Origin of the sequence: Glutamicibacter sp. M10 (genome assembly GCF_025452055.1) — a bacterium.
GTDB lineage: Bacteria > Actinomycetota > Actinomycetes > Actinomycetales > Micrococcaceae > Glutamicibacter.
In genome coordinates, this window is the sequence record NZ_CP104918.1 from 2,765,239 (window position 1) to 2,790,750 (window position 25,512).

18 protein-coding genes and 1 pseudogene are annotated in these 25,512 nt (G+C 55.2%); 8 read left to right on the forward strand and 11 right to left on the reverse strand.

Annotated features, from left to right (window positions below; genetic code table 11):
- Positions 1–19: 19 nt before the first annotated feature.
- From N6V40_RS13475 to N6V40_RS13490, 4 genes are all read left to right on the forward strand, one after another.
- Positions 20–1,246 carry a CaiB/BaiF CoA transferase family protein gene (locus N6V40_RS13475; protein ID WP_131087917.1) on the forward strand — a complete coding sequence of 409 codons (1,227 nt, stop codon included), beginning with the start codon at positions 20–22 and terminating at the stop codon, positions 1,244–1,246.
- Positions 1,247–2,755, forward strand: coding sequence for a carboxyl transferase domain-containing protein (locus N6V40_RS13480; RefSeq protein ID WP_131087916.1), 1,509 nt, complete (start codon positions 1,247–1,249; stop codon positions 2,753–2,755).
- A gap of 94 nt (positions 2,756–2,849) precedes the next feature.
- Entirely contained in the window at positions 2,850–4,490 is a 1,641-nt protein-coding gene (locus N6V40_RS13485) for an ABC-F family ATP-binding cassette domain-containing protein (protein WP_262197981.1), read from the forward strand.
- 128 nt (positions 4,491–4,618) lie between these two features.
- Entirely contained in the window at positions 4,619–5,716 is a 1,098-nt protein-coding gene (locus N6V40_RS13490) for a fatty acid desaturase family protein (protein ID WP_131087914.1), read from the forward strand.
- Positions 5,717–5,796: 80 nt separating this feature from the next.
- Here N6V40_RS13490 and N6V40_RS13495 read toward each other — a convergent pair whose 3' ends face one another.
- From N6V40_RS13495 to N6V40_RS13525, 7 genes are all read right to left on the reverse strand, one after another.
- On the reverse strand, positions 5,797–6,471 hold the full coding sequence (locus tag N6V40_RS13495; RefSeq protein ID WP_396267883.1) for an MFS transporter: 675 nt from the start codon (positions 6,469–6,471) through the stop codon (positions 5,797–5,799).
- Positions 6,390–7,352: an MFS transporter gene (locus tag N6V40_RS13500; protein WP_396267885.1), complete on the reverse strand. Its 963-nt coding sequence runs from the start codon at positions 7,350–7,352 to the stop codon at positions 6,390–6,392. The genes N6V40_RS13495 and N6V40_RS13500 overlap by 82 nt, the downstream gene beginning before the upstream one ends.
- 97 nt (positions 7,353–7,449) lie before the next feature.
- On the reverse strand, positions 7,450–8,178 hold the full coding sequence (locus N6V40_RS13505; RefSeq protein WP_262197983.1) for a TetR/AcrR family transcriptional regulator: 729 nt from the start codon (positions 8,176–8,178) through the stop codon (positions 7,450–7,452).
- 81 nt (positions 8,179–8,259) lie between these two features.
- Entirely contained in the window at positions 8,260–9,249 is a 990-nt protein-coding gene (locus N6V40_RS13510; protein ID WP_262197984.1) for a DUF1700 domain-containing protein, read from the reverse strand.
- 104 nt (positions 9,250–9,353) lie between these two features.
- Entirely contained in the window at positions 9,354–10,265 is a 912-nt protein-coding gene (locus N6V40_RS13515) for a sugar ABC transporter permease (RefSeq protein ID WP_242632423.1), read from the reverse strand.
- Positions 10,265–11,854, reverse strand: coding sequence for an ABC transporter permease subunit (locus tag N6V40_RS13520; RefSeq protein ID WP_262197985.1), 1,590 nt, complete (start codon positions 11,852–11,854; stop codon positions 10,265–10,267). The genes N6V40_RS13515 and N6V40_RS13520 overlap by 1 nt, the downstream gene beginning before the upstream one ends.
- A gap of 123 nt (positions 11,855–11,977) precedes the next feature.
- On the reverse strand, positions 11,978–13,243 hold the full coding sequence (locus N6V40_RS13525) for a sugar ABC transporter substrate-binding protein (protein ID WP_131087909.1): 1,266 nt from the start codon (positions 13,241–13,243) through the stop codon (positions 11,978–11,980).
- A 265-nt stretch (positions 13,244–13,508) separates the two neighbouring features.
- On the opposite strand from N6V40_RS13525, the pseudogene N6V40_RS13530 reads away from it, so the two are divergent.
- Together N6V40_RS13530 and N6V40_RS13535 are read left to right on the forward strand one after the other, a co-directional pair.
- Positions 13,509–15,196 (forward strand): annotated as a pseudogene (locus N6V40_RS13530) (alpha-amylase family glycosyl hydrolase).
- 118 nt (positions 15,197–15,314) lie between these two features.
- On the forward strand, positions 15,315–16,328 hold the full coding sequence (locus tag N6V40_RS13535) for a LacI family DNA-binding transcriptional regulator (protein WP_262197986.1): 1,014 nt from the start codon (positions 15,315–15,317) through the stop codon (positions 16,326–16,328).
- Positions 16,329–16,449: 121 nt separating this feature from the next.
- On the opposite strand, the gene N6V40_RS13540 is transcribed toward N6V40_RS13535, so the two are convergent.
- Complete coding sequence (locus N6V40_RS13540) at positions 16,450–17,790, reverse strand: MFS transporter (protein ID WP_262197987.1); 1,341 nt, start codon at positions 17,788–17,790, stop codon at positions 16,450–16,452.
- Positions 17,791–18,056: 266 nt separating this feature from the next.
- Here N6V40_RS13540 and N6V40_RS13545 point away from each other — a divergent pair, with 266 nt between their 5' ends.
- Positions 18,057–18,752 carry an IclR family transcriptional regulator gene (locus N6V40_RS13545; protein ID WP_262197988.1) on the forward strand — a complete coding sequence of 232 codons (696 nt, stop codon included), beginning with the start codon at positions 18,057–18,059 and terminating at the stop codon, positions 18,750–18,752.
- 86 nt (positions 18,753–18,838) lie between these two features.
- Here the strand turns inward: N6V40_RS13545 and N6V40_RS13550 are convergent, their stop codons facing one another.
- From N6V40_RS13550 to N6V40_RS13560, 3 genes are all read right to left on the reverse strand, one after another.
- The gene (locus tag N6V40_RS13550) at positions 18,839–19,966 is read right to left on the reverse strand and encodes an MFS transporter (RefSeq protein WP_262197989.1); all 1,128 of its coding nucleotides are present in this window, start codon (positions 19,964–19,966) and stop codon (positions 18,839–18,841) included.
- A 261-nt stretch (positions 19,967–20,227) separates the two neighbouring features.
- A complete protein-coding gene (locus tag N6V40_RS13555) occupies positions 20,228–23,281 on the reverse strand; it encodes an AAA family ATPase (protein WP_262197990.1) in 3,054 nt (1,017 codons plus the stop codon).
- Positions 23,278–24,444, reverse strand: a complete 1,167-nt coding sequence (locus N6V40_RS13560; protein WP_131087902.1) for an exonuclease SbcCD subunit D — start codon at positions 24,442–24,444, stop codon at positions 23,278–23,280. The genes N6V40_RS13555 and N6V40_RS13560 overlap by 4 nt, the downstream gene beginning before the upstream one ends.
- A 51-nt stretch (positions 24,445–24,495) precedes the next feature.
- Between N6V40_RS13560 and N6V40_RS13565 the strand changes: the two genes are divergently transcribed.
- A complete protein-coding gene (locus N6V40_RS13565; protein WP_262197991.1) occupies positions 24,496–25,434 on the forward strand; it encodes a hypothetical protein in 939 nt (312 codons plus the stop codon).
- Positions 25,435–25,512 lie beyond the last annotated feature (78 nt).

The window sequence follows — 25,512 nt, forward strand, 5'->3', positions numbered from 1 at the left end:
CATCTAAAGGAGGCTCCTCATGAGTTCAACTACGCAAACAGCTGCCACTTCGAGCCAAGGTGCCACCGGACCACTGAGCGGCTACGTTGTTCTGGACCTAACCCGTGCCTTGGCCGGCCCCCACGCCGGCATGATGATGGGCGACCTTGGCGCCAAGGTCATCAAGATCGAGACCGTCGGTACCGGAGATGACACCAGAAGTTGGGGTCCGCCCTTTGTTGGACCAGAAGATAACCGTCAGGCCACCTACTTCCTGTCGTGCAATCGCAATAAGCTCTCGCTGTCACTAAATCTGAAAGATGAAGAGCACAAAGCCAAGCTGGTTCAGTTGATCAAAAACAGCGATGTTCTGATGGAAAATTTCCGCACGGGCGTGCTGGACCGACTCGGCTTCAGCGTTGAGGTTCTTCACGAACTGAACCCGCGCTTGGTCATCTTGTCGATTACCGGTTTTGGCCACGACGGACCAGAAGCTCACCGCAGCGGTTACGATCAGATCCTTCAAGGTGAAGCTGGGCTCATGTCGATCACCGGTTCAGGCCCGGAAGATCCACAGAAGGTCGGTGTTCCCATCGCGGATCTGCTCTCCGGGATGTACGGAGCCTACGGCGCATTGGCCGCGCTACTTGAACGAGAAAAGACCGGACGCGGACAGGTAGTTCGCACCTCCCTGCTGGCCTCAATCATCGGTGTGCATGCGTTCCAAGGAACCCGTGCCACCGTGGCCGGACAAAATCCGAAGGCCATCGGTAATCACCACCCCTCGATCGCCCCGTACGGTTTGTACGCCTGTAAGGACTCGAAGGTTCAGATCAGCATCGGCAGCCAGAAGCTGTGGCAGAACTTCGCCAACTCTTTCGGTCTTCCTCCTGATGATCCACGCTTTGCCGATAACTCGGCCCGCGTGGAAAACCGTCCGGAACTGAACGTTTTGATCGAAGAAGCATTCGCTAGCTACACCGCGCAGGATCTGCTAGTCGCACTCGATGAAGCCGGGATTCCTTCGGGCAAGGTACGCAGCATCGAAGAAGTGTATGAGTGGGAACAGGTCAAGTCGCAAGGTCTGATCGTCGAAGTTGAGCATGAGGTCCTTGGCAAGATCAACCTTCCTGGCCCCCCGCTGCGTTTCTTTGACCCGGCCACGAATCAGGAAACCACACGCACCAAGCACAGCGCACCTCCAGTACTCAACGGTGACGCCGAAGAAATTGAGCAATGGCTACAGGCTCGAAAGGATGAAGCCTAGATGAGTACCCCAACGTTGCGCATCGACGCCGCGGCCCTGCTTGATATTGTGCTGGACGCTGATTCTTTTGAATCTTGGGATAAAAAGCCACAACAGCCACCGCTGAGCGCAGAATACGCGGCAGATCTTCAGGCGGCCGAAGCTAAAAGTGGCGCCGACGAAGCGGTTATTACCGGTAAGGGTCGGATCCACGGGCGCGAAGTGGCGGTCATCGTTTCTGAGTTCAAATTCCTTGCCGGTTCTATCGGGCAGGCAGCGGTACAGCGCATTGTGGCTGCGATTCAGCGGGCCACCGCGCAAAAGCTTCCGCTGCTCGCCGGACCAGCCTCCGGCGGTACCCGAATGCAGGAAGGCACACTGGCATTTTTGGGCATGGTCTCCATTACCGATGCGGTGCGTCGACATAAGGAAGCTGGCCTGCCTTACCTGGTGTACCTACGTCACCCCACCACCGGTGGTGTCATGGCTTCGTGGGGATCATTGGGGCATATCACCGTCGCTGAACCCGGAGCCCTGCTAGGCTTCCTGGGCCCGCGCGTCTACGAAGCACTTTATGATCAGACGTTCCCAGATGGCGTGCAGGTTTCAGAAAATCTGTTCCGTAAGGGACTGATTGATGCTGTCGTTCCGCCGCAGGAACTCTCCAGCTTGGTAGATCGTGCGTTGTCTATTTTGCAGGCAGCTCCGTCGGGCAATGAATTTCCGGCCCCGGCAGGTCAGCCGTATCTGCGCGAAAGCAAAGACGTCTGGGAATCGGTGATTGCTAGTCGCAACCCCCGTCGGCCCGATACTCGGATGCTGTTAGCATCTGCTGACGAGGCCTTGCCGCTGAACGGCACCGGCCAGGGTGAAAAGGATCCCGGCTTGATGCTTGCCCTGGCTCGCTTTGGCGACCAGGGGTGTGTGGTAATTGGGCAACAGCGTCCTCGGCACCCGGAGACAGCAAGTTTGGGTCCAGCGTCGTTACGTGAGGCACGACGAGGTATGCAGCTGGCTCAAGAATTGAACTTACCGTTGGTGACCATCATTGATACCACCGGAGCCGAGCTATCGGTGCAGTCAGAAGAAGGTGGGTTGGCCGGGGAAATCGCGCGATCGCTGAATGAACTCATTGGCCTGCGCGCCCCTTCGGTGTCAGTGCTCTTGGGCCAAGGAACTGGTGGCGCAGCGTTGGCACTGCTCCCGGCGGACCGCACCCTGGCTGCCGAAAATTCTTGGCTTTCGCCGTTGCCACCGGAAGGTGCCAGCGCGATCATTCACCGCACCACCGACAAGGCGGCCGATATGGCTCGCGGACAAAAGATCAGTGTTGCTTCATTGTGCGAGGCCGGACTAGTTGACCATGTAGTGGAGGAACAGATCGATGCGGCGAAGCGTCCTCGCGAATTCTGTCAGGAACTTGGCGCTGCAATTGCTGCCGAGATTTCGTTGGCGCGGGCTATTCCTGATGCCCATCGTTTGGCGCGTCGTCAGCTGAAGTTCCAGCGCATTGGTGAAGCTTCCGCCTAGGAAGTCATCACACAAAAGTGGTTCGAGCTCTTCTAATATGAGGGCTCGAACCACTCGTCTGTGTTCAAGCTGATTTCAAACTAGACTTAACGCCATGACTGCAACACTCGTGGCCAAAGACCTTTCTGGTGGCCACGCCCACCGAACCCTGTTTTCTCTTCTGAGCTTCACTGCCAGTACCTCGGATGTTTACGGAGTGGTGGGAGCCAACGGCGCAGGCAAATCAACTTTGCTCTCGCTGTTAGCCAAGGCAGCAACCCCACAGGCAGGAACGGTCAGCACCGCACCGGATTCTGCTTTTATCGGATGGCTTCCTCAGGAGCACGAAAGAATTCCTGGCGAAACGATCACCGGATATCTGGCTCGTCGCACTGGTTGCGCCGAGGCCACCGCACGCATGGAAGCCACGGCAGAAGACCTAGGTAGCGACAAGCCGGGCGCCGATGATGCCTACGCCAACGCTTTTGATCACTGGATGGCCTCCGGCGCCATGGACCTCGAGGACCGCATTCCTGAGGTGCTGGCCAAATTAGGTTTCACCCTGTCTTTAGAAACGGAAATGACAGCCCTTTCCGGCGGACAAGTAGCCCGAGTCGCTCTGGCAGCGCTACTGCTTTCTCGTTTTGACATCATCTTGCTTGATGAGCCCACCAACGACCTAGATCTCGCCGGACTCGAACTGCTTGAAGAGTTCATTAATTCCCTGCGCTCCCCGGTCATTCTGGTATCCCACGACCGCGAATTTTTAGCGCGTTGCACCACCGGCATCATCGAATTGGACCTGGCCCAAAATAAGGTGGCCGTCTATGAGGGTGGCTATGACTCCTACCTCGCCGAACGTGCCATCAGCCGCACCCATGCCCGGGAAGCCTACGAGCAATTCGAAAATCAGAAAGCCGACCTCGTCTCCCGTGCCCGCACCCAGCGCGAGTGGTCTTCCCAAGGCGTACGTAACGCCATGCGTAAGGCGCCTGATAATGACAAGATCCGTCGTCGTGCCAATAGCGAGTCCTCAGAAAAGCAGGCCGCCAAGGTTCGCCAAATGGAATCTCGTATCGCCCGGCTGGATGAAGTTGATGAACCTCGCAAAGAGTGGATACTGCAATTCTCGATTGCACCCGCACCGCGTGGCTCATCGGTGATGTGCACTTTGAACGAAGCGGCGCTACAGCAGGGCGACTATAACTTTGGTCCGGTCTCCGTGCAGGTTAATTCCGAGGACCGCATTGGCATCACCGGCCCCAATGGTGCCGGCAAGTCCACACTGCTGAACATGTTGCTCGGCAAGCTCTCCCCGGATCACGGCAGTGCTTCGTTGGGTAGCTCGGTGAGCATTGGCGAAATTGATCAGGCCCGTAGCCAGCTGCCAGGGGATCTGGCCTTGGGCATGGCTTTTGAACAAGCGGTCCCCGAGTATTCGTCAGCTGAAGTGCGCACCCTGCTGGCAAAGTTTGGGCTGAAGGCAGACCAATCCACTGCGCTGGTCAAGTCCTTGTCACCCGGCGAACGCACCCGCGCGTCGATGGCTCTACTGCAAGCGCGTGGCGTGAATCTGCTGGTGCTTGACGAGCCGACGAACCACTTGGATGTCCCGGCCATCGAGCAATTAGAAGAAGCCCTCGAAGCTTACGAAGGCGCGTTGCTGTTGGTCACCCACGACCGTAGGTTGCTGGAGAATGTCCGGCTTACAACCCGTTGGGAAATCTCCGATGGCCAACTCACCGTTGTCTATTAATACGGGAGAAGATCAAGGACATTTAGGGTTCGTTCACAGACGCATACCGTAGTCTTGAAGACATAGGAGCCGAGACTTTCCGTTCTTTCGACTGAGATGTCGCCAGCTACTTCAACTTAGGAAATTACTTGAGTAGCAGTTCCGTTCTTCAGAACTCCGCACCTACCACCAGGCCCGGAGACCCCAAGAGCTTTTTCCACGTTAAGAAACTCGTTCAGGATGCAGGTTTGTCCGGACGTCGTCGCGCCCATTACCTTGGCCTCGGATCAGTGCTGGTTATCCTTTTGGGTTCAGCCATTGCCGGGTCAATCCTCTTGGGCCACAGCTGGTTCCAGCTACTGATTGCTGCAGCGCTGGGAATCCTACTTACGCAATTTGCATTCCTCGCACACGAAGCGGCCCACCGTCAGATCCTGTCCTCGGGCAAGACCAATGACAAGCTGGGCCAGTTCCTGGCCAATATCGTTGTGGGCATCAGCTACCAGTGGTGGATGAACAAGCACAACAAGCACCACGCGACTCCCAACACCATTGGCAAGGATCCCGACATCGAGTGGGACACCATCTCATTCCAGCCGGTTGATGCTCAGCGCCAGCGTGGAATCCTCAAGTGGATCACCGAGCGTCAGGGATACCTGTTCTTCCCATTGTTAACGATGGAAGGATTGAATCTTCATATTCAGTCAATCCGTTACTTGTTCACCGCTGATCGCGCCAAGCGCCGTAAGCGTGAGATCTGGGCTATCGCACTGCGTGTGGGACTGTATGTTGCACTGATTTTTGTCTTCCTTCCCGTTGGCATGGCGTTCGCTTTTATCGGCGTGCAGCTAGCTGTCTTCGGTATCTACATGGGCGCTTCATTCGCACCGAACCACAAGGGCATGCCTATGGTTCCGGGCGATGCTCGCATTGACTTCTTCTCACGTCAGGTACTGACCAGCCGTAACATCATGGCTCGCTCGTCGTGGGGCAACCGGATTCTCTCCCACCTGTTTGGTGGCTTGAATTACCAGGTGGAGCACCACCTGTTCCCTTCCATGCCGCGTGCCAATCTTGCAGCAGTGTCCGACATCGTGCGTCAGTACTGCGCAGATCACCAGATCCCCTACACCGTGGCCAGCATGCGCGAATCCTACGCACAGGTGATCACTTACCTCAACAAGGTGGGCCTGTCCGCACGAGATCCTTTTGATTGCCCTTTGGTTTCTGGCTACCGCGTGAGCTAAGAACTATCTGCAGGCATTACCAATAAAGCGAGAGGACACTGACCAATTGGTCTGTCCTCTCGCTTTTCGCTTTGCTGCCCTTATGGCTGAGCGTCGGCAGGTTGGCTCGGCTTCTTAGGTCCAACAACCTCGATCGCACCAGTCACCGTGCATTGCGCACCTTCTTCAACCGGGATGTATTCTTCTCGCGTTGAGACGCGCTTGATGGTACGGCTTTGCCGTAAGTCAACGATGGCCACCAGCAGGGTTGCAATCACCAATACTGAGATCGCGACGAAGGATAATTCCATGGCCACTGAGTAGCCGGCAACGTGGTTCAAACCGTAGAAGATTGCGGTGATCACCGCGATGCCCACAGCAGTTCCCACACGTTGCGAAGTCTGCATCAGACCGCCGGCGCTGCCCGAATTGGCCACGGGCACTTCCATCAGGGTCAACGCCTGGTTGGGGGAAATGATGAAGCCTTGAGCAATACCGATAAAGGTCAGTGACAACAACATCCACCAGACGTTGAGGTTGCCTCGATCTTCGAAGAACACCACAGCAATCGTTGCAATCAAGCCCAACAACGCACTGAGCGTTCCCCCGATCAGCAGCTTGCGCCCCAGCGTGGTGGCATAACGGCCTGCAATATGAGAACTAAACGCCGAAAGCAAGGCAGCGGGTAAACAGATCAGGCCAGCTTCCAGTGCAGTGAAACCTTGGGAAGCTTGAACGTAGATGGCCACCAGCACCCACACGCTGGAGACACCCATGAAGTACAGTCCAGCAATGAGCGTACCGTTGGTGAAACTGCGAATTTTGAACAATCCCAGTTCCACCATTGGCTCACGGCCACGTTCTTTGTAATTTTTTCCCACCAGATCCACACCAACAGCAACACGGCGGCTGCGAGAAGCAACCACCACAACATTGGATTTTCGCGGCCTTGAACAAAAGGTAGCAACAACGCAAAGATGCTCATCGCCAGCACCAGTCCACCCACTGGATCCAGATCGAGTTTTCCTGCTGGCTTGGTGAATAGTGGTTTGGGAAGCCACAAGAGAGCTAGGGTGATGGCGACTACGCCTACGGGAACGTTGATGAGGAAAGTCGAACGCCAGCCTGCATCCGCACCCAGCCAGTTGATCAATAGCCCACCGAGTACCGGACCAACGGCTACGGAGAATCCGACCACGGTGCCCAACAGTCCGTAGGCGCGTCCTCGGGCGGCACCGCGGAAGTGTTGCTGGATCATGCCCATAACTTGCGGGTTGAGCAGCCCTGATCCAATGCCCATGATAAATCGGGCAACATTGAGCATCAGCGGATCAGCGGCGAACCCCGCCAAGATGCTGGCCACGGTAAAAATCGCGACACCGGCGACAAAGATGACACCTCGACCCAGCAGGTCACCGACCCGTCCGGCGGCGACAAGAACCACGCCGAAGGTCAATGCATACCCGGCTAGAACCCACTGCATATCGGCTTCGCTGGCGTGCAACGTGGAACCGATGGACGGTAGCACGACGTTGACGATACTGACCGAGACCAGCGACATGAACATGGCAGCGAGCAGCACACCGAGCAAGCGCCAGCGGGCTGCCGGTGATAGTTCTCCGGACTCAGGTGGCGCTTCGGGTGGGCTCTGCGACATAGTGGGCAACTTTCAGCACATTTTTCGAGCCACAGGATCCTTTGGCTTTAGTCCCTACAGCGCAACTACGTCGCGGATTATTCCTTGACCAGAAGTTTTATGCTTGGTCAGTCTCGGATTGACGATTTTTCGACACGCACTGTTCAATGGCAAGAATCCGAGTTTCGATAACTTCTTCAAAGAGCTCGTCACTATCCGGCGCAGGCAGTTCTAGTGCCTGACGCGCTAACGGTGCTGAAATCTCTGGGTAGGCATCAAGACGTTGTGCTGAGACAAGGTGGCTCAAGGAGTCCGAGTTCCCAGCTTCACGTCGGTCAAAGAAGTAATCAACGTGCAGGACAAATCCCAAAACGTCTCGTTCTAGCGCGCGAACCATGGTTACCGCTTGTTGCAGCGTCAGCCCGATTTCAACGTAGAAACGTAGTACACGCTCAATGAGTTCGGTGCGTCGTGGTCCGGGCGCGACATCTACCTTGTCGTCCCAGCTCATTTGGGATGCACGTGGGTAGGCGCGATAGGCAGTCCGCGTGGCGACGTAGGCCTGGCGGACTCCTTGCTTCCAGTTGGAAGAATCAAATTCAACCAGCGGGCTAATAGCTAGGAAGCGTTGCACTGCGAGGTTAACGACCTCTTGACGGTCCGCCACGTAGTTGTATAGGGCGCGGGGCGTAACACCAAAGTCGGAAGCCAGGCGGTGCATGGTCAGTGCTCCGTACCCTTCAGCACCAGCAATTTCCAGTGCCTTTTCGGCCAACAAATCTTTGCTTAAAGATGTGAACTCAGAATCTTTGCGGGGGCGTCCGCGTCCTCGCTTCGCCGTCGGCACGGGCGAAGTTTCCTTAATTTCGGCCATCTCATGAGGATATACGCAATATCGGAGTAAATACGTTTAGCACGCCCAATAGCACTAGAACAAAGCCAATAGCTTTCGTGCCCGCTCGTGCCACAGATCCGCAGCCATGGCCAAGTGGCCTGCCGCAAATGCCAAACCGCCAGCTAGCCAAGGCCACAGTAGAACTGCACCATAGGTACTCGGTAGCGAGGCGCTAAAGCCTGCGACAATCACCAGTATCCCGGTGACGACCAAGGCAATATGTGCACTCTTCCAGCGCAGTGGAAGCAAGATGGCCAGTACCACCAGCAACGCAGCCGGGGCCAAAATCATCCACACCGGACCTTCAAAACCCTGCAAGCCCTGGAAGGTAGTAAAGGCAACTGCAGCAGTGAGGAGCACCGCAGCGGTGATCATCCATCCTGGGTCTGGACGGGCCATGGAACCACGCATCATCAATAGTGGTGTGAATATCTGGGCCCACAACAATACAGTGACCGGGATGAAATACGCGGCCATAACTGAGCCGCCGCTGATACAAACAGCGCTCATCAGCAACGCCCCGATAACCTGAAGAATCAGCGACGTCACACCGCTAATTCGCAATGGGATCAAGCTCAACACAGCCGGGATAAACGCCAACCAGATCAGCTGCGCACCCATCACTTTTTCAAGCTCGGCCAGCCAGCCGCCGGGTGAATTCAGCCAACCAGTCAAACCAACCGGGCCAATCATCGCGTCGTGTGGCGGGGAGAAAAGAACCACCACTACGGTGATCAGCGACAAAGCAAAAATTGGCCAAGCCAGAATTCGAGTCAAGAAGTGCTTACCACTGCTCACTTCCAAATCTTCGGGTTCGGTGCGCTCGAACTTCATCGCTCTGACGGCAGGCTCCCCCAGCAGACTAATTAGTTCGCGCTTACGCCGTCCACCATCGGGCAGTCGTTTAATCTCGTCACGAGTTTGTTCAAGAACTTGCTTGCGTTCATCCTCGGAGAGGAAATCCAAGGCACGGCGAAGTTGCTCCAAGTAATTGCGGGCAGCACGTGGCAGGTTCTGGCTCATGGTTTTAACTTTACGTGGAGCGGGCAGCGCTAGAGCGCAATAATGCGGGGCAACGCCAGTGGCGTGCCCCGCATCGTCAATAGTTATTAGCGTCTAATCCTGCTTTATTTGCCAGCGCCGGCAGTCAATCCCCCGACAATGTACTTCTGCAAGAACAGGAACAATGCCATGACCGGCAACGCTGCAAGCACTGCACCGGCGGCAAAGACCGACCAGTTGGAAGTGAATTCTTCAGACACATAGGAGTAGAGCCCCACGGCCAGAGTCTGCTTTTCTGGAGAAACCAGAACGACAGAGGCCAGAACAAAGTCGCTGGTGCTAGAGATGAAGGACAACAGCCCCACCACGGCGAGAATCGGGGCAACCAGGCGAAGAATCATCGTGAAGAAAATGCGCGCATGGCTCGCACCGTCAATCTTGGCTGCTTCATCAATTTCCACCGGAACGGTGTTGAAGAAGCCGTACATCAGGTAAGTATTCACACCCAAGGCACCGCCAAGATAAACCATGATCAACGCGATCTGGTTATCAATTCCCAAGGCCGGGAACACATCGCCCAGGGAGGTCAGCAGAATAAAGATTGCCACTACAGCCAGCAGCTGCGGGAAGATCTGCACAACGAGCAAACTAACCAGACCTACTCGCCGGCCGGTGAAGCGCATACGCGAGAAGCTGTAGGCAGCTAGTGCTCCGAGGAAGACCGAAGCTACCGCCGTGGTTAGCCCGATGAACAGCGTGTTGGCGAACCAGGCTGCATAGGGTCGCTGCTCGTTGTGGAAGAGATCAATGTAGCTCTGTAGCCCGATGGTGCTGAAGAATCCGTTGGAGGAGAGCAAGGTTCCCTCGGGATTCAGCGATGCGGATAGTACGTACAGCAGTGGGAATGCCGCATAGATGCACAGGGCCACACCAATCAGGTGCCGCCATCCGGTGGTGGCGAACCACTTGCCAAAGGTTCGCCGAGCGGGCTTCGGGATGGAACGGAAAGTTGGTGTTGATGTCATGTCGGCGCTCATTAGTTCAGCTCCTCCAGTGCCTTGGTCTGCTTGAAACTGATAATTGAGATGATGGCAACGATCACGAAGATGATGATGGAGAACGCACTGGCCAAACCATAATCACGTTGGGATCCGACGAAGGCAACCTTATAAACCAATGAAATCAAGATGTCTGTTGCGCCGACGTTCAGCCCTGCGTCTTCCAAACGCGGACCACCTTCGGTGAGCATGTAGATGATGTTGAAGTTATTGAAGTTGAAGGCAAATGAGCTGATCAACAACGGAGCAACTGAGACCAGCAACAATGGCAACTTGATCAGACGGAAGATCTGCAAAGGCTTGGCACCGTCAATGGTGGCAGCTTCTGATAACTCCTGCGGGATGGACTGCAATGCGCCGGTACAGACCAAGAACATGTATGGGAAGCCGAGCCACAGGTTAACCCAGAGCACTGCGAACTTTGCGAGCCAGGGGTCGGTGAGCCATGGGATTTCCGCTCCGCCAAAGAGAACTTGGTTTACAAAGCCAAAGTCCTTGTTCAACATGCCTGCCCAGACCAGACCGCCCAAGAAGGCAGGGAATGCGTAGGGAAGAATTGAGATGACGCGGTAAATCTTGCGCCCCCTCATTCGCATGTCGTTGAAGACGATAGCCAGGAAAAGTCCCAAGAAGAAGGTGGAGGCTACCGAAAGGAACGCAAAGGCGAAGGTCCATACGGTCACCGAGAAGAGCGCGCTACGAATGGATGAGTCGGTGAAGGCACGGGTGAAGTTATCAAAGCCCACATTGATGGACCAGCCCGGCATCAGCTGCGAACCGTCCTCTGCGGTGAACGCGCCCACGCCAGTGTCTTTGTAGACGGTGCCCGTTTTCTGATCCGTCATCGTGTCAGCATTGCTGTCGTAGCTCAGTGATGAGGTGTACTGGTAGGCGGTTCGTCCGTCGCTGGTGCGCAGGGTGCCTTCAGCTGGATCATCGCTCAGTGCGACCTTCAGTGAGGTCACTTCCTCTTGGCGGCCCAAAAGATCAGCGAATTTTAGCTGTGTGTAGTTTTCTAGGCTGGCCGGATCAACCGGTGCAAAGGCGTCGTCCACGTCGCCTAGTAGCTGTTGGCCGTCACGTTCGATAACCATGGCCAGACCGTCAGCACCGTTGTACATCGTGACAGGGTAGCCAGGTGATCCAGCAACGCGTTCCTGGTTGGACTGCAAGAGTGAAGACACCGCGTCGGCTTTATCCGAGTTGTGCCCGGAGCCGTAGTTGGTGAACGCAATATAGCCGGTATAACCAATGACAAAAACTTGGAAGATAAGCAAGAAGATGGTGCCCGGAAGCAAGTACTTTGCAGGAAGCCAACCCTTTTTGAAGTAGACAACATTGATCACCACAGTGATCACTGCGATGACTGAGGCAATCAACCATGCTTCACGGCCGATAGCAGTGAAAATTGCAAAGAGCGCCGTCGCATCAACAAGTGCGACCAAAATGATCTTGATTAGCGTTGAGCCTAGGCTCGTGCTTGATGCATGAGCGAAGCGTTGTGCAGCTGGGGACAGCTTACGCTTGGGATCCTCAGTACTGTTCGGTGGTGCCTCAGGGGCTGTCATAGTCATCTTCCAGATGTGCCTGTCATTAAAATTCGTTCAGTGCTGGCCGGAGATAGACGCCGGAGCCGGCGGCGATGGCCGTTCCGGCTCCAGCGTTATCGGTACTACTTTGAGCAGGCGAGCCTACTTGTTGATGGCCTTTTCGATATCTTCGGTCATCTTCTTCCAACGCTTGGTTGGGTCGGCCTTGCCAGTGATGATTTCAGCTTCAGCAACACCCCAGTATTCCCATACCGCTGCCATCTCTGGAACGTTTGGCATTGGAACACCGTTGGCGCCTACTTCGCCGAAGGCGGCGATCGTCTTGTCAGACTTGGCGGCTTCGAATGCTGCCTTATTTGCAGGTGGACGGTTGCCAACTTCGTACAGCTCGGTCTGAACTTCTTCGGTACCGATGTAGTTGGTCAGGAACTCAGTAGCTGCCAGCAAGTTTTCGGTCTTCGATGAGACGAAGAAGCCCTGAACGGCAACAAATGGCTGCGCTTCTTCTCCACCGGCACTTGGGATTGGATCAATAGCTAGGTTGATCTTTCCCTTTTCGGCCGCTTCCACGTTCCATGGACCAGTCAAGAGGAATGGTGAGTCGCCCGAGGCGAACTTTTCCTTGGCAATGTCAGCGTCGATGCTGGTCTTTAGAGTTCCAGCCTCACCCTGCTCTGCCAGCCACTTGGCGAATTCAACGCCACCCTCGTTACCAATCTGCAGGTCCTTCGGGTCGTACGCACCGGTGTCATCGGTTCCGAAGACTGGAGCGCCAAACGAAGTCTGGAATGGGTAGGCGTGGAATGGGTCGCCCACTTCGGTGACCTGCACCAGGAATGGGAACTTGGTGTCTGCCTTTTTGCCAGCAGCGATCATGTCGTCAAAGGTTTTTGGGGCTTCCTTGACCAGGTCTGCGTTGCGCAGTAGGGCCAAGTTTTCGGTGGCATATGGCACGCCGTAGCTCTTGCCTTCGTAGCTCATGGCGTCGACGGAAACTTCTTGGAAGTCACCAGCCTTGTCCCCCAGCTCAACTGGCTGAACTACACCGTTGTTGACCAGGTTGCCCAACCAGTCGTGGGCGCCGATGGTGATGTCGGGGCCCTTGCCGGTAGGAACCTGACGCAGGAAGTCTTCCTGGATCTTGGAGAAGTCCTTGACGACCAATTTCACTTTGACGCCGGACTGCTTCTCGAAGTCGGCGGCTGCTTCTTTGAGCACTGGCTGACGGTTTGCGTCAACCCAAACGGTTAGCGATCCACCGGAGGCGGCAGCTGGTGAGGATTCTGCGGCAGCAGGGCTAGAGGATGGTTGGGTTGTTGAACCGGACCCGCCGCAAGCAGTCAGTGATAGAGCTGCAATTGCAGTCAATGCTCCGCCAAGTAGCCAAGGGTGTTTGTTCACCTTCATGGAATGTCCTTTCGTGACAACTTTGTCCGATGGGCCGGTGACGTTACGGTTTTCCGCAGAGCCGCCGGTGAAGTCTAAAAATGCGAGTGCGCATAATTTGTAAGCGTTTCCAGAGTGGCACAGATCACGAGACTTGGCAAGACAAAAGATAAAAAATCCGATTCTTAGGCAAAGTAGACAGATACTGGCGCTCAGCGGACGTTATTCATGAAAAGCAAGAATGCAAGCGTTTACAATCAAGTCGTCATCTATTATCGTTACCGTCATGACTCAAACACGTACCGACGTTGAAAACCTCGCTGAATCCAAAGATGCGCAGTGGTGGCGCTCCTCGGTGATCTATCAGATTTACCCTCGCTCCTTTGCTGATTCCAATTCGGATGGCATGGGCGACCTAAAGGGCATTACGCAACGGCTAGAAAGCATCGCAGAACTTTCTGTTGACGCCATCTGGCTCTCACCTTTCTTCTCGTCTCCGCAGAAGGACGCCGGCTACGACGTCTCCAACTACTGCGATGTAGACCCGTTATTCGGTACCCTTCAGGACTATGACGCAATGGTGGCGAAGGCGCATTCGTTAGGCTTGAAGGTCATTGTTGACCTTGTTCCTAACCACTGCTCTGATCAGCACCCATGGTTCCAAGAAGCCCTTGCGGCAGCTCCCGGCTCCCCGAGCGAGATCGCTTTATGTTCCAGGACGCCCCGGAAACGGGCCTTCCAAATAACTGGGAATCGGTCTTTGGTGGACCTATGTGGACCGCCACCACTAACCCAGACGGAAGTGTAGGCCAGTCTTACCTCCACGTTTTTGATTCTTCGCAGCCCGACTTTAATTGGAAGAATGAGGAAGTTCGGGCTATGTTCCGCGATGTCCTTCGCTTCTGGTTAGATCGTGGCACCGATGGCTTCCGCGTTGATGTGGCTCACGGGTTAATCAAGGCTGAGGGCCTACCGGACTTCACCCCGAATCCGATGGCAGCTTCCATGGGCGGCACCGAAGAACTTGCACCATGGTGGGGTCAGGATGGTGTTCACGAGATCTACCGCGACTGGCGCAAGGTCATCGATGAATATGACGGTGAGCGTGTCTTGTGTGCAGAAGCTTGGGTTAATCCACTCTCGCTGATGGCCAAGTGGGTTCGCCCAGATGAGATGCATCAGGCATTCAACTTCCCGTACCTGTCTTGCGACTACGACGCGCAGCAGATCCGCGAAACCGTCGATGAGTCGCTGAAAGAATTTGGCGCGGTCGGAGCACCAAGCACCTGGGTATTGTCCAACCATGACGTGGTCCGTCATGCCACCCGCTTGGCACTAACGGACGAAAATCCTCAGGGTGAAGGCATCGGTCCAAAAACCCCTAACCTTCCGGATCCTGCGGTCGGCCTGCGCCGTGCACGTTCTTCAACCGCGCTCATGCTTGCCCTACCCGGTGGCGCCTACCTTTATCAGGGTGAGGAGTTAGGTCTTCCGGAAGCAATCGATCTGCCCGACGAAGCACGCCAGGACCCGACTTGGTTCCGCACCAACAAGGAACGCTACGGCCGTGATGGTTGTCGAGTTCCTTTGCCATGGGAAGCCGAGGGAGCCTCGTTCGGGTTTAGCGACAACGGCGAAAGCTGGTTGCCTCAGCCTGCCCAGTGGGCGTCTTTCGCTCGCTCGGTCCAACGTGATGATCCCGATTCCACGCTGAGCCTGTACCGAAAGCTACTGGAGCTACGCAAGACGCACAACCTAGGTGCGGGTCAGCTGACCTGGGTCACCGATGAACAGCCAGATCTGTTGGCATTTACCAACGGCAAGATCCTGGCGATAGCCAACTTCGGTCAGTCACCGTTGGATCTTGGGCAGCTGGCAAATGGCGCGCAAGAACTAGTGCGCAGTCAGCCTGCAACGGATGCGGAGAACGGGAGCATCCCTGCGGAAACCACCATCTGGTTCTTGCTGCCTTAGTAAGGTCACATGGTGCTTGTTCTATTGAGAGCACCGGTACTGTTGAAAAGTGGCCGCGGTCTGGAGATATTTCATCTTCATCACCACCGCGGCCACAAACACTTAGGAAGGACTTATCGTGGCAGGGATTAAAGATGTCGCTGAAGCGGCCGGAGTCTCTATCGCGACCGTCTCTCGCGCCTTATCGGGACGCGGCTCCGTCTCGTCCTCCGCGCAAGAGGCAGTGCAACATGCTGCCGCGGAACTGGGATATGTAGTTTCGTCCTCGGCGTCTGGCCTCGCCTCAGGACGCACCCGAAATATCGGAGTCTTAGTTCCGGTCATCAATCACTGGTTCTACGCCAGCGTGCTGGAAGGCATTACCAGCTCACTGATGAACGAAGGTTATGACACCACGCTGTATCAGCTGACCAAAGACCGGGCACAACGCGAAAAGATCTTCTCGGACTTCCTACTCCGTCAGCGTGTGGATGCGGTGATCGCGGTCAACGTTGAATTGGATACTGAAGAAGTCCAGGCGCTACACGCCGTGGATAAGCCTTTGGTTGGAGTCGGTGGACCGCTTCCCGGTGTTCCGACTTTGCATGTTGATGATGAAGGTATCTCCGCATTGGCCACTCAGCATCTAATTGCTTTAGGCCATGAACGTATTGGATTTATTGGTGGCAATGAAGAAACCGACGTTGACTTCAGGGTCCCCAGCCATCGGCGCACCGGTTATGAAAGCGCACTGAAAGATGCTGGAATTCCCGTAGACCATTCTTTGTGTCTTGGTGCAGACTTCACCATGCCGCAGGCCTACACGATTGCCAAACAATTGCTCGGCAGCCCGGCTGCTCGCCCGACGGCAGTGTTAGCCGCCAGTGATGAAATGGCCATCGGTGCCATACTCGCGGCCCGTGATCTGGGGTTGCAGGTCCCCCATGATCTATCAGTGATTGGCGTGGATAACCATGACCTCGCTGAGATGTTTGGTCTAACTACCGTCGAGCAGCGTCCACATGAACAGGGAAATCTTGCTGTCGCGATGTTGCTTCGGGCCATTCGCGGTCAGGAGCCGGCGGCAGCTCATGAACTGGAGCACCGTCTGGTTGTACGCTCCTCAACCATGAAGCCGCAGCCTACTTCTTAGCTTGTTCGTACCTGGAGCTACGGTAAGTAATTCTTCTGAAGTCGATAGTACAAAAAACTGCCCGAGTAACAACTGGAATGAGATCCAGCCGCTACCCGGGCAGTTTGTCGTTCGGTGTCTTCTAGAGCGCGCCTTCCAGATCAGCGGAAGTTCCCTCAACCTCTTCCACATTCAGGTTTCGGCCACGCGTCTCGCCGGCCCACAATACGGCACCGACCGAGATGACCGTCAGAACCATAATGTAGATAGCGATGGAGATGGATGACTTGGTCGTTTCGAGCAAAATCTGCGCCACGGTGGCAGCAAAAGCGCCGCCAAGAATAGCGCCGAGTGCGTAGCCAATCGAGATGCCTGAGTAACGCACATGTGCAGGGAACATTTCGGCGTACATGGCCGACTGAGGTCCGTAGGACAGTCCCAATCCGACGGTTAGAACGAAGATTGCTACCGTGTACAGCACGATATTTCCCGTATCAACGAGCATGAACATTGGAATCATCCAAACAAACACCAGACCGTAGCCAATCACGAAGGTTGCTCGGCGTCCGATCACGTCGGAGAGCCAACCGCCAACCAAGGTGAAGATCAGCCAGCCAACCGAACCGATAGTGGTTGCCAAGAGCACCGGCGCCACTGGCATTTTGAGCACTGCAGTGGTGTAGGAAATGAAGAACGCGATCACCAAATATCCAGCGGCATTGTTGGAAATAAAGATCAGCGCGGCCTGGATTACCTGCTTGGTGTTTTTTGCCATCAGCTCGCGAAGCGGCGTGTGCTCGGCAGCTTTGCGTAGGGCCAGCTGCTTAAACACTGGGGATTCTTCCACAGCTCGGCGGATCACGTAGCCCACAAGAACAAGTACGACCGAGAGTAGGAATGGGATGCGCCAGCCCCAAGCCCCGAAGGCTTCGGGAGACATGGAAATTCGAAGAATGTAGAGCAAACCGGTAGCCAAGATCATGCCAATTGGCACACCGATCTGCGGGAAGGAACCGAAGTATCCGCGACGATTCTTGGGAGCGTGCTCCACGGCCATCAAAGCTGCACCGCCCCATTCACCGCCGGCCGAGAATCCCTGAATAACGCGAAGAAGCACCAAGAGGATTGGTGCTGCAATGCCAATGGATGCATAGGTTGGCAGCAAGCCAATCAATGCGGTGGCCACACCCATAAGAATCAGGGTGAGGACAAGAATTCTCTTGCGTCCGTAGCGGTCCCCCAAATGACCTGCTACCACCGCACCCAGTGGGCGGAAGAAGAACGAGATTCCGATCATTGCGAAGGAAAGAATCTGAGCTAGTCCAGGATTTGATGCACCGAGCGGTGCGAGGAATAGCGGGGTCAGAAGTGTTGCGGTGAGTTGTGCAAAGATGAAAAAGTCGTACCACTCAATGGTGGTTCCCACGAGAGTGCCGGCGAGAACGCGACGCTCTTCCTGGGTGCGAGTGACTGTGGATGTCATGGGCGCCCCTTGAAGCTTACTTTACCGACCGTTCGGACGGTTTATGATGCTCTCAATCATAAACACAGAGTGAAGCAGATCACAACAATCGCAGGTTTCTTGCCCAAACTCTGAATGCAGAGCTATAGACCGCGCTCGAAAAGAATTCGGTGTTCTAATAGAGAACGACTAAAATTTCGAATAAGAGCAACTATTCAGCAGTCGCAAGGCTCACAGCGAAGGCGCGTGGAGGCATTGGAAAATGCCGTGTGCCAGATTGAAGTTTCATGCCTACCTCTCAGACGCTTTCCCGCGGAATCCGCGTCCTAGAAATCGTCGCCAATTCGCCGGTGCATCTGTCTATCGCGGACATTGCCGAAAAGCTTGAAGTGCACCGTTCCATTGCATACCGAATCATCCGGACTCTAGAACAGCATCACCTGCTCAACCGTGATGACGCAGGGCATATCCGTTCTGCTTCGGGTCTTGCCGTACTTGCCCGTTCGGTACAACATGACCTTCAAGCGATCTCCACAGTAGAACTCACCACGTTGGCCAATGAACTGTCTATGACAGCATTTGTTGCCGTCTGGGAGTACGACTTGTGCACCACCTTGCAATCCGTTGCACCCCTAAATTCGCAGCGCGCTATTGTCCACCGTCCCGGATCGGTGCACGGCATGGATGTAGGCGCTGCAGGCATCGCAATTCAATCGCATTACAGCAAAGAGCAATGGGACTCGCTGGAAAGCACCGTGGACTACCGCGACGCGGCGGTTCAGGCACGCCTCGACGGCTACGCCACCAGTGAGGATGAAGTTATCCAAGGCGTAACTTCCATCGCTGTCCCGATTGCCCAGCCTGGTCAGACCCCTGCCGCCTTGGCTGTAGTTTTTGCTAGCAGCACTGTTGATAGCTTCGAACCAATCATCGAGGAACTCAAACTGGCAGCACAACGCATTGCCGACAAGCTTTCTGCCTAATCATCGGCACAACGGCAAAAGGCGACCCCGCGATGAATCGTGTTTCACGATTCACTGCGAGGTCGCCTGTTCAGTTTCTAATGGAACTAGCGCACCCGCGAGAGCGACGGAGCTTTGGCAACGATAATCTTCATTGCCAGGGCCGCGAGGAAAATAACGGCAGCACCGCCGCTGGATACCCAGAACGCTCCGAGGTAGCCCAGCGAATCAGCAAAGACACCGGCCAAGCCGTTGCCGATGGCCGTGCCAACAACAATGCCGGCGGAGAGCATAGTCATCACCGTAGATAGTCGGGCAGCCGGAGCAACTTCCCCACCCAGAGTCATGACCGTGACAATTACCGGTCCTACGGCAAAGCCAGCAACAAACAACGCCACGACCATCCATGGTGTGCTTGAGGCCAGGTGAAGACCGAAGCTCAAAATAGTCAGCAAAGCACCGCAGAGAACCCAACGGTTGATCTGCCTAAAGTACTGTGGCCAGGCGGCAACAGAAATGGCTGCGATGGCACTGGACAATCCCATGGCACCATAGAGCAGGCCACCCTGGTTCGAGTTTCCCTGTTCCCCGGCAAAGGCCAAGGTACCGGCGGCAGAGGAACCAAAAACAGTTCCCAGTGCGATCATGCCCAGGACCAGCGCACTGATAGCAGCAACTTGAGCTCGAGTAATTGACACCTTTGGTGCACTCTTCGCGCCAGCTACCGGCTTCACTACATTTCCGGTGCGGTGCGTGGCAAAAATTGGAACCAGCACTAGCGTCAGAATGGCGGCTAAGTACAACGGCAGCACAGGATCAACCAGCGAAGCCAGCAAGCCGACTGCCACCGGACCGAACACAAAGCCCAATTCATCAAACATGGATTCAAGGCTTAGTGCAGCCGAAAGCACTTTGGGATTTTTCTGCTGCTGGCGGGTCATGGCAATCCACCGAACACGAGACATCGGGCCAACCTGAGGTCCCGTTGCTCCGGTAATGAGACACATAAGAACCAGCAACGGCACAGACAGTTCTGGCCCGCTGGCGCCAAGGAGGGTAAGCAAGACCAGCAAAACACTATGGATCAGAGAGACGGCCACCAAGATGGGACGCTGACCAAAACGGTCAGCAAGGTAACCAACGCTAGGCCCGCCAACGGCAGAGCCTAAACCAACCATGGCAGCAGCAAGACCACCCAAGGCATACGAGCCGGTGGTGGCTGTCACCAGGGTCATGGACCCGATGGTAAGCATCGCCAGAGGAAGGCGAGCAAAAATGTTAGCGGTAGGAACGGTGCTCCTACCAGGGGAACGAGTGCAGAGTAACCGGATTTCATCGCTGAATCCTCACGGTTTCCTTTGGACAACGCATATTGAGTCAACAAAAACTCCATAACGAAGCGTACGTCGTCCCGCGCCCCCCGACGTACAAAATTTCCCAAGCATGCCTAATGGCACTACCTACAAGATAGCTAGCCGGGCGGAACAAGTCCAGTTCTAGAGACTAAGGGTAAGCAACCCCTCACGTTGGATCGTTGAACCGTACTGAGTTTTGAGCACCGAGACGCGATTAGTAATGCGCTGCTTCATCTCTGCCACATGCGAAACCAGACCGATGGTCCGCCCACCAGCTCGCAGATTTTCCAAGGCCTGCATGACTTCTTCCAACGTTTCGGCATCGAGGGAACCGAAACCTTCATCAACAAAGAGCGTTTGCATATCCACCGCTCCAGAATGGTGGGAAATCACGTCGGCCAGCCCGAGGGCCAGCGCCAGTGAAGCCATAAAGGTTTCACCGCCGGATAGGGTCTGGGTTTCGCGATATTTGCCGGTCCATGAATCTAGGACACGCAATCCAAGACCAGATTTTGAATTGCCTTGCTTGGAGTCGTCGTGGTGCAGTGAATACCGCCCACCACTCATGGCATCAAGACGTTCAGTTGCCGCGATGGCCACTTCTTCTAAACGGGCGGCCAGCACATAGGTACTCAAGGTCATCTTGTACAGATTCTCGCCTCCACCTCGAATGACCTCAGCTAGGGACCGCAACCGCCGATAGGACTCGATGACCGGTCCGGCATCCGCGCGCAACTTCTCAAGTTGACCGACCGACTCGTCGTGGCGTTCCAGTCTGGTTTGCGCTAGAACAACACGTTCGCGGGCCACTTCAAATTGCTCCTCCGCGGCGCGGGCCAATTGGGCGGCTTCTAGGATCTGCTCTTCATCAGGTGCTCGGAGACCGTCAGTTTCAAGTTCCAGTGCTTTGCGGCAATCTTCAGACTGTTCGAGAGTGGCAATGGCACTGGCTAGATCCGCGTCGGTTCGCTGGATCTGTCGCAGCTGTTCACGCTCTGGTGCATCAAGCAAGGCGGCCTCAAAGTCAGCCAGAGTGGCAAAACCTGCACCAGTTCGTTGTGTATTCCACGTGGCTTCGGCTTTATTTAAAGCCGCGACTGCGTCATGAAGCAGCTGTAAAGACTGCACGGCTCCAGACAGTCCATTGGATTGTTGCGAAAGTTCTGCGACCAAGGCTGCGAGATTATCTTTACCTTGGCGTAGTTCTGTCAGCTTGGCGTCCAACTGCTTCAGCTGCTCCGCCAGCGATTGGGCGTTTTGCACAGCGGTGGCGTGCTCCAGCGACACCTGCGAAACGCGGGCCGTTAGCTGTTCGACGCGTTGGCGTACCTGCTCCAGTTTTTTCACTCGTGCAGCCACTTCAGTCTGGCGCTTGCTAGCTTGCTCCAGCGTGTTTTGTGTTTCCCCAAGGTCAAGACGTAGCTGCTCCACGGTGTTTTCGCCCGCTGCCTGCTGAGCCGTCTCCAATTTTGCTAGGAGCATGTCTCGGCTTTGTGCGGTCTTTTGTCCTTGGGAACGAGCACTTGCCACGGCGGCTTCAAATTCCAAGATTTGTTCATCATCAATCAGCGTAGCATCGGCATCAGCCTGTGCCGGTGCCGGATGTTCTGCCGAACCGCAGACCAGGCAAGGTTGCCCATCTTCCAACGCCGCGGCCAGTCGCAATGCGCTTTGGTTTAGTTGCTCTGTGCGCAGAGCTAACAAGCTTTTTTCGGTGTCAACAATCTTCAGTTCTTGTGCACTGGCCTTTTCGCGGGCTGAAAGAACCTTTTTCTCTAAATCATCACGGACCGTCGCATGCCCAATTTGGGTTACGAGCAGCTGCTGGCGCTCTTTGACTTGTTGTAAATTTTCACCCGCGGCCACTTGGTCCAGGTCTTCGGCCTCCAGCTTTTCTCGTTCAGTTTTCAGCTGAGCTACTTCAGCCTGAGCTTTGTCCCGGGTCTGCTTATGCTCTGTTGCCAGCTGTTCTGCTTTGCCGACTTGAGCCGCCAGCAACGTGCGCTTCTGTTCTTCTTCGACAGCAGATTTGGCCACGGCGTGTTCTTCGGCTGCCACCAGCGCGCGCTCTCGAAGATCTTCGAGGGCTTGAATATCAGATCCGCAATCTAGTTCAAGCGCAGTGTTTAGCCACAACTGATGTTTTTCCCACGACAAGGTGCTCTCGTGCTTGGTCGTCTGTGCAGTTTTGACCTGCGCCAGGTAGGCCTGCACCGAGACTGCCTTGACGTCATGTTCCAATTTGCTGGCTGCGATCGTTGCGCCTTCATGCTGTTGGGCATAACGAGTCTGTGTTGCGCGCAGTTCGCCCAGTCGCGCAAATACTCTTTGTTGCTCTTCTAACTTCTTAGCGTCCTGAGCAGTTCGCGTCTTTTGTACCCGCAGCTTTTGCGCTTCTTCATCCGCCTGCGCTCGCAAGACATCGATGCGGCGGTGAAAATCAGCAAAGCGGTCATCGACACTTAGTAGCGCCGCATCATCTTGTTCTTCGGAGTTCGTCGGAACTTCCCTACCAGCTAAGAACGCGGCGGCTTCAGCGGCAATGGATTCTTCGCTGGCGCTTAGACGTGCCTCAATGGTCTCCGTGTTTTTGCGTTCTTCGGCCAGCCTGGCGGCAAACTCTTCTTCAATCCGCGCGTAATCGCTCGTGTCGAATAGGTTGGCCAATAGGTCTTCGCGGTCCTTGGCCTTGGCACGTAAGAAATCTGCAAAACCACCTTGCGGGAGCATGACCACTTTGGTGAATTGCTCACGGTCCAGTCCCATGAGACTGCCCAAGACATGGCCAACTTCATCGTTACGCGTCGACAGTTCCTTCCACCCGCTACCGGTGAACTCGCGCAGCAGGCTAGATGCCTTCTGTTCAGTTGTCTTGTTCTTGCCACGCTTTGACGGGCGCATCCATGCCGGTGATCGAGTGACTTCAAATCGGCGATCACCAATGGTCAGTTCACAAACAATTTCCGGCGCTAAGTCTGACGCTGCGTGGTCTGAACGGATTTGTCGGCTTCCAGTTCGGCTACCGGGCAGCGAACCGTAGAGCGCATAACAAATTGCGTCCAAGATACTTGATTTACCAGCTCCGGTGGGGCCATCAAGGAGGAAGAGTCCCCCGTCAGCTAGTTCATCAAAGTTAATCTCTTCACTGCCTGCGAAGGGACCAAACGCCTGAATTTGAAGTTTATGGATTCTCACTGGCTAACCTGCGATTCTCGGGTGGCACGGATGACCGAAGTGATGACTTCACGTTCTGGTTCATCTACAGAACGTTCACGCACATGCTCCATGAAGTCGCTGACTACTTCTTCGGTACTGGCCGCCTTGGCCATTCGTTCTGCATAGCTTGACGGCTTTTCTTTGTCATCTGCACCCTCCGGCGCAAAGTTCAGCACCACGGTATCCGGGAAGCGTTCGCGGATTACTGTCATGGCATCCGCTGGCCGTTGCGAATCAGTGAGCGTGACCTGACACCAGGCGGTGGTGGCGAATTCAAGAGCAGGATCACTGAGCAGATCTGCCAGTTTGCCTTTGAGCACCGCTAACTTTTTCGGCACGGTCAGCAAGATTTCTTGGATTGATTCAATGCCTTGAGCATTGGTGTCGATAAGCCACACACCTTTGGTTTGATTCACTTCAGAGAATGAATAAGCCAAGGGTGAGCCCGAGTAGCGGACATGCTCACGGACTTTCTGTCGCCCGTGGAGGTGCCCGAGCGCGGCATAGTTGAAATGCTCAAATAGCTCGACCGGTACCACATCAAGGTTGCCGGTGCTGAGTTCGCGTTCTGAGTCGCTTCCGATTCCTCCCGCGGCAAATAGATGAGCCATGGCGATTGATACAACCGGTTTGTCGATGCCAGTCCTCGTCTTCAGATGCTCATCGATGGTTCCAATGGCCGCGCGAACCACTGCTTCATGGCTGGCCTTGGTGACACCCAAACGCTCCATGACCATTCGTGGTTCCAAATATGGGATCCCATAAATCAGAACCTGGTGGTCTTCAGCTTCACGAACTACCGGAATGAGCATGCGGTCAAGATCCGCAATGATGTGCACCCCAGCGCTGTCCAAAAGGTCAGCACCAAATCCTAGACGAGACGCTGAGTCGTGGTTTCCGCTGGTAATCACGATGGTGGCACCTGTGGCGCGTAGTTCTCGCAAAACCCAGTTGCACAGCTGGACGGCATCCACATGCGGAAGAGCACGATCATAAATGTCACCTGAGATCAGCACCACCTCAACCTGCTGATTGATGGTGATGTTAATAATCTCTTGCAACACGGTTCGTTGCGCTTCGAGCAAGGAGGCACCGTGAAAGGTCCGTCCCAAATGCCAGTCTGAAGTGTGAAGCAATCGCATGTTTCCAACCATATGCAATAACAGGGACAACTTGGACATTAGAATAGAGGTGTGAATGAAACCGGTGAATCTGCAGTCCTGCCAGAGAACTACTCAGACAAGGTGTTTGCGATCTTGCTCGGCCTAGCCGACGGCGCAACCCACGCCCGTGACGACATCGATCCCGGAGCCACCGAAATCCTTCCGCTCTATATGGCCGATGGCCTGCTAGAAGCGTTGGAGTGGGCTCGTGACGGTGTTGCTAGCGATGAAGCCGCCTGCATGTGGCTGGCTGCACTTCGCGGCTACAAAAAACTTACCGGGTCCTTCCCGGCCGGCGCTCCGGAACCCCTGAGCCGCTGGATTGATAAGGAATTCCCTAAGGTCGAGATCTTCGAGAAGATCGCCGACGGAGACCCGAAGAACATTGCTGGGCTAAACAGCGTAGACATGGGCCATCCAGGCCGCCCAACAGCGCCGGGTGCTGACTCCACGGGTGTGTTGCCTCGTGCAGCCATTACCGCGTTGTTGGCTCGCGTTCCTGTGGGCACCACCGAGTCCTTGGCTCGTTCCGCAGCCTTCCTAACCCACGACGTTCAAGCAGCAAAAACCGCTGTGGCCGCGGCAAAGATTCTTCGCACCGCGATCGAGCGCAGCGAAGAGTCCGCTGGCGAGTGGGAGTCACTGCTCGAAGGCCTTGAAGGACCGTCGGCTGATGCCCTGCGTGAAGTGGTCACCAAGATCCGCGAGAACATTAGCCTGTCCCCCTCAGCAGCCTACGACGCTTACTTTGGTGAGAATGCTGTTGAAGAATCCGAGGAATCTGATGTCTCGGCAGCTCCGGAGTCGATCGTTGCCGATCCAGAAGATCGGGATCCAGAGGTTGACGCTTACGCCGTAGCCTTGCTGGCTGCGATCTATGGAACCGAAGCTGTCGGAGATCGTCCGGCCAGCGCGTTGGATGACATCATTTCTGAATTACACGATCGTTGGATGGATCTAGTCGCTTAGCCATTGCACTGAACCATGACGAACTGAAGGCCGGCTCATTGAGCCGGCCTTCAGTTCGTTAATGCTGAAATTATTTGA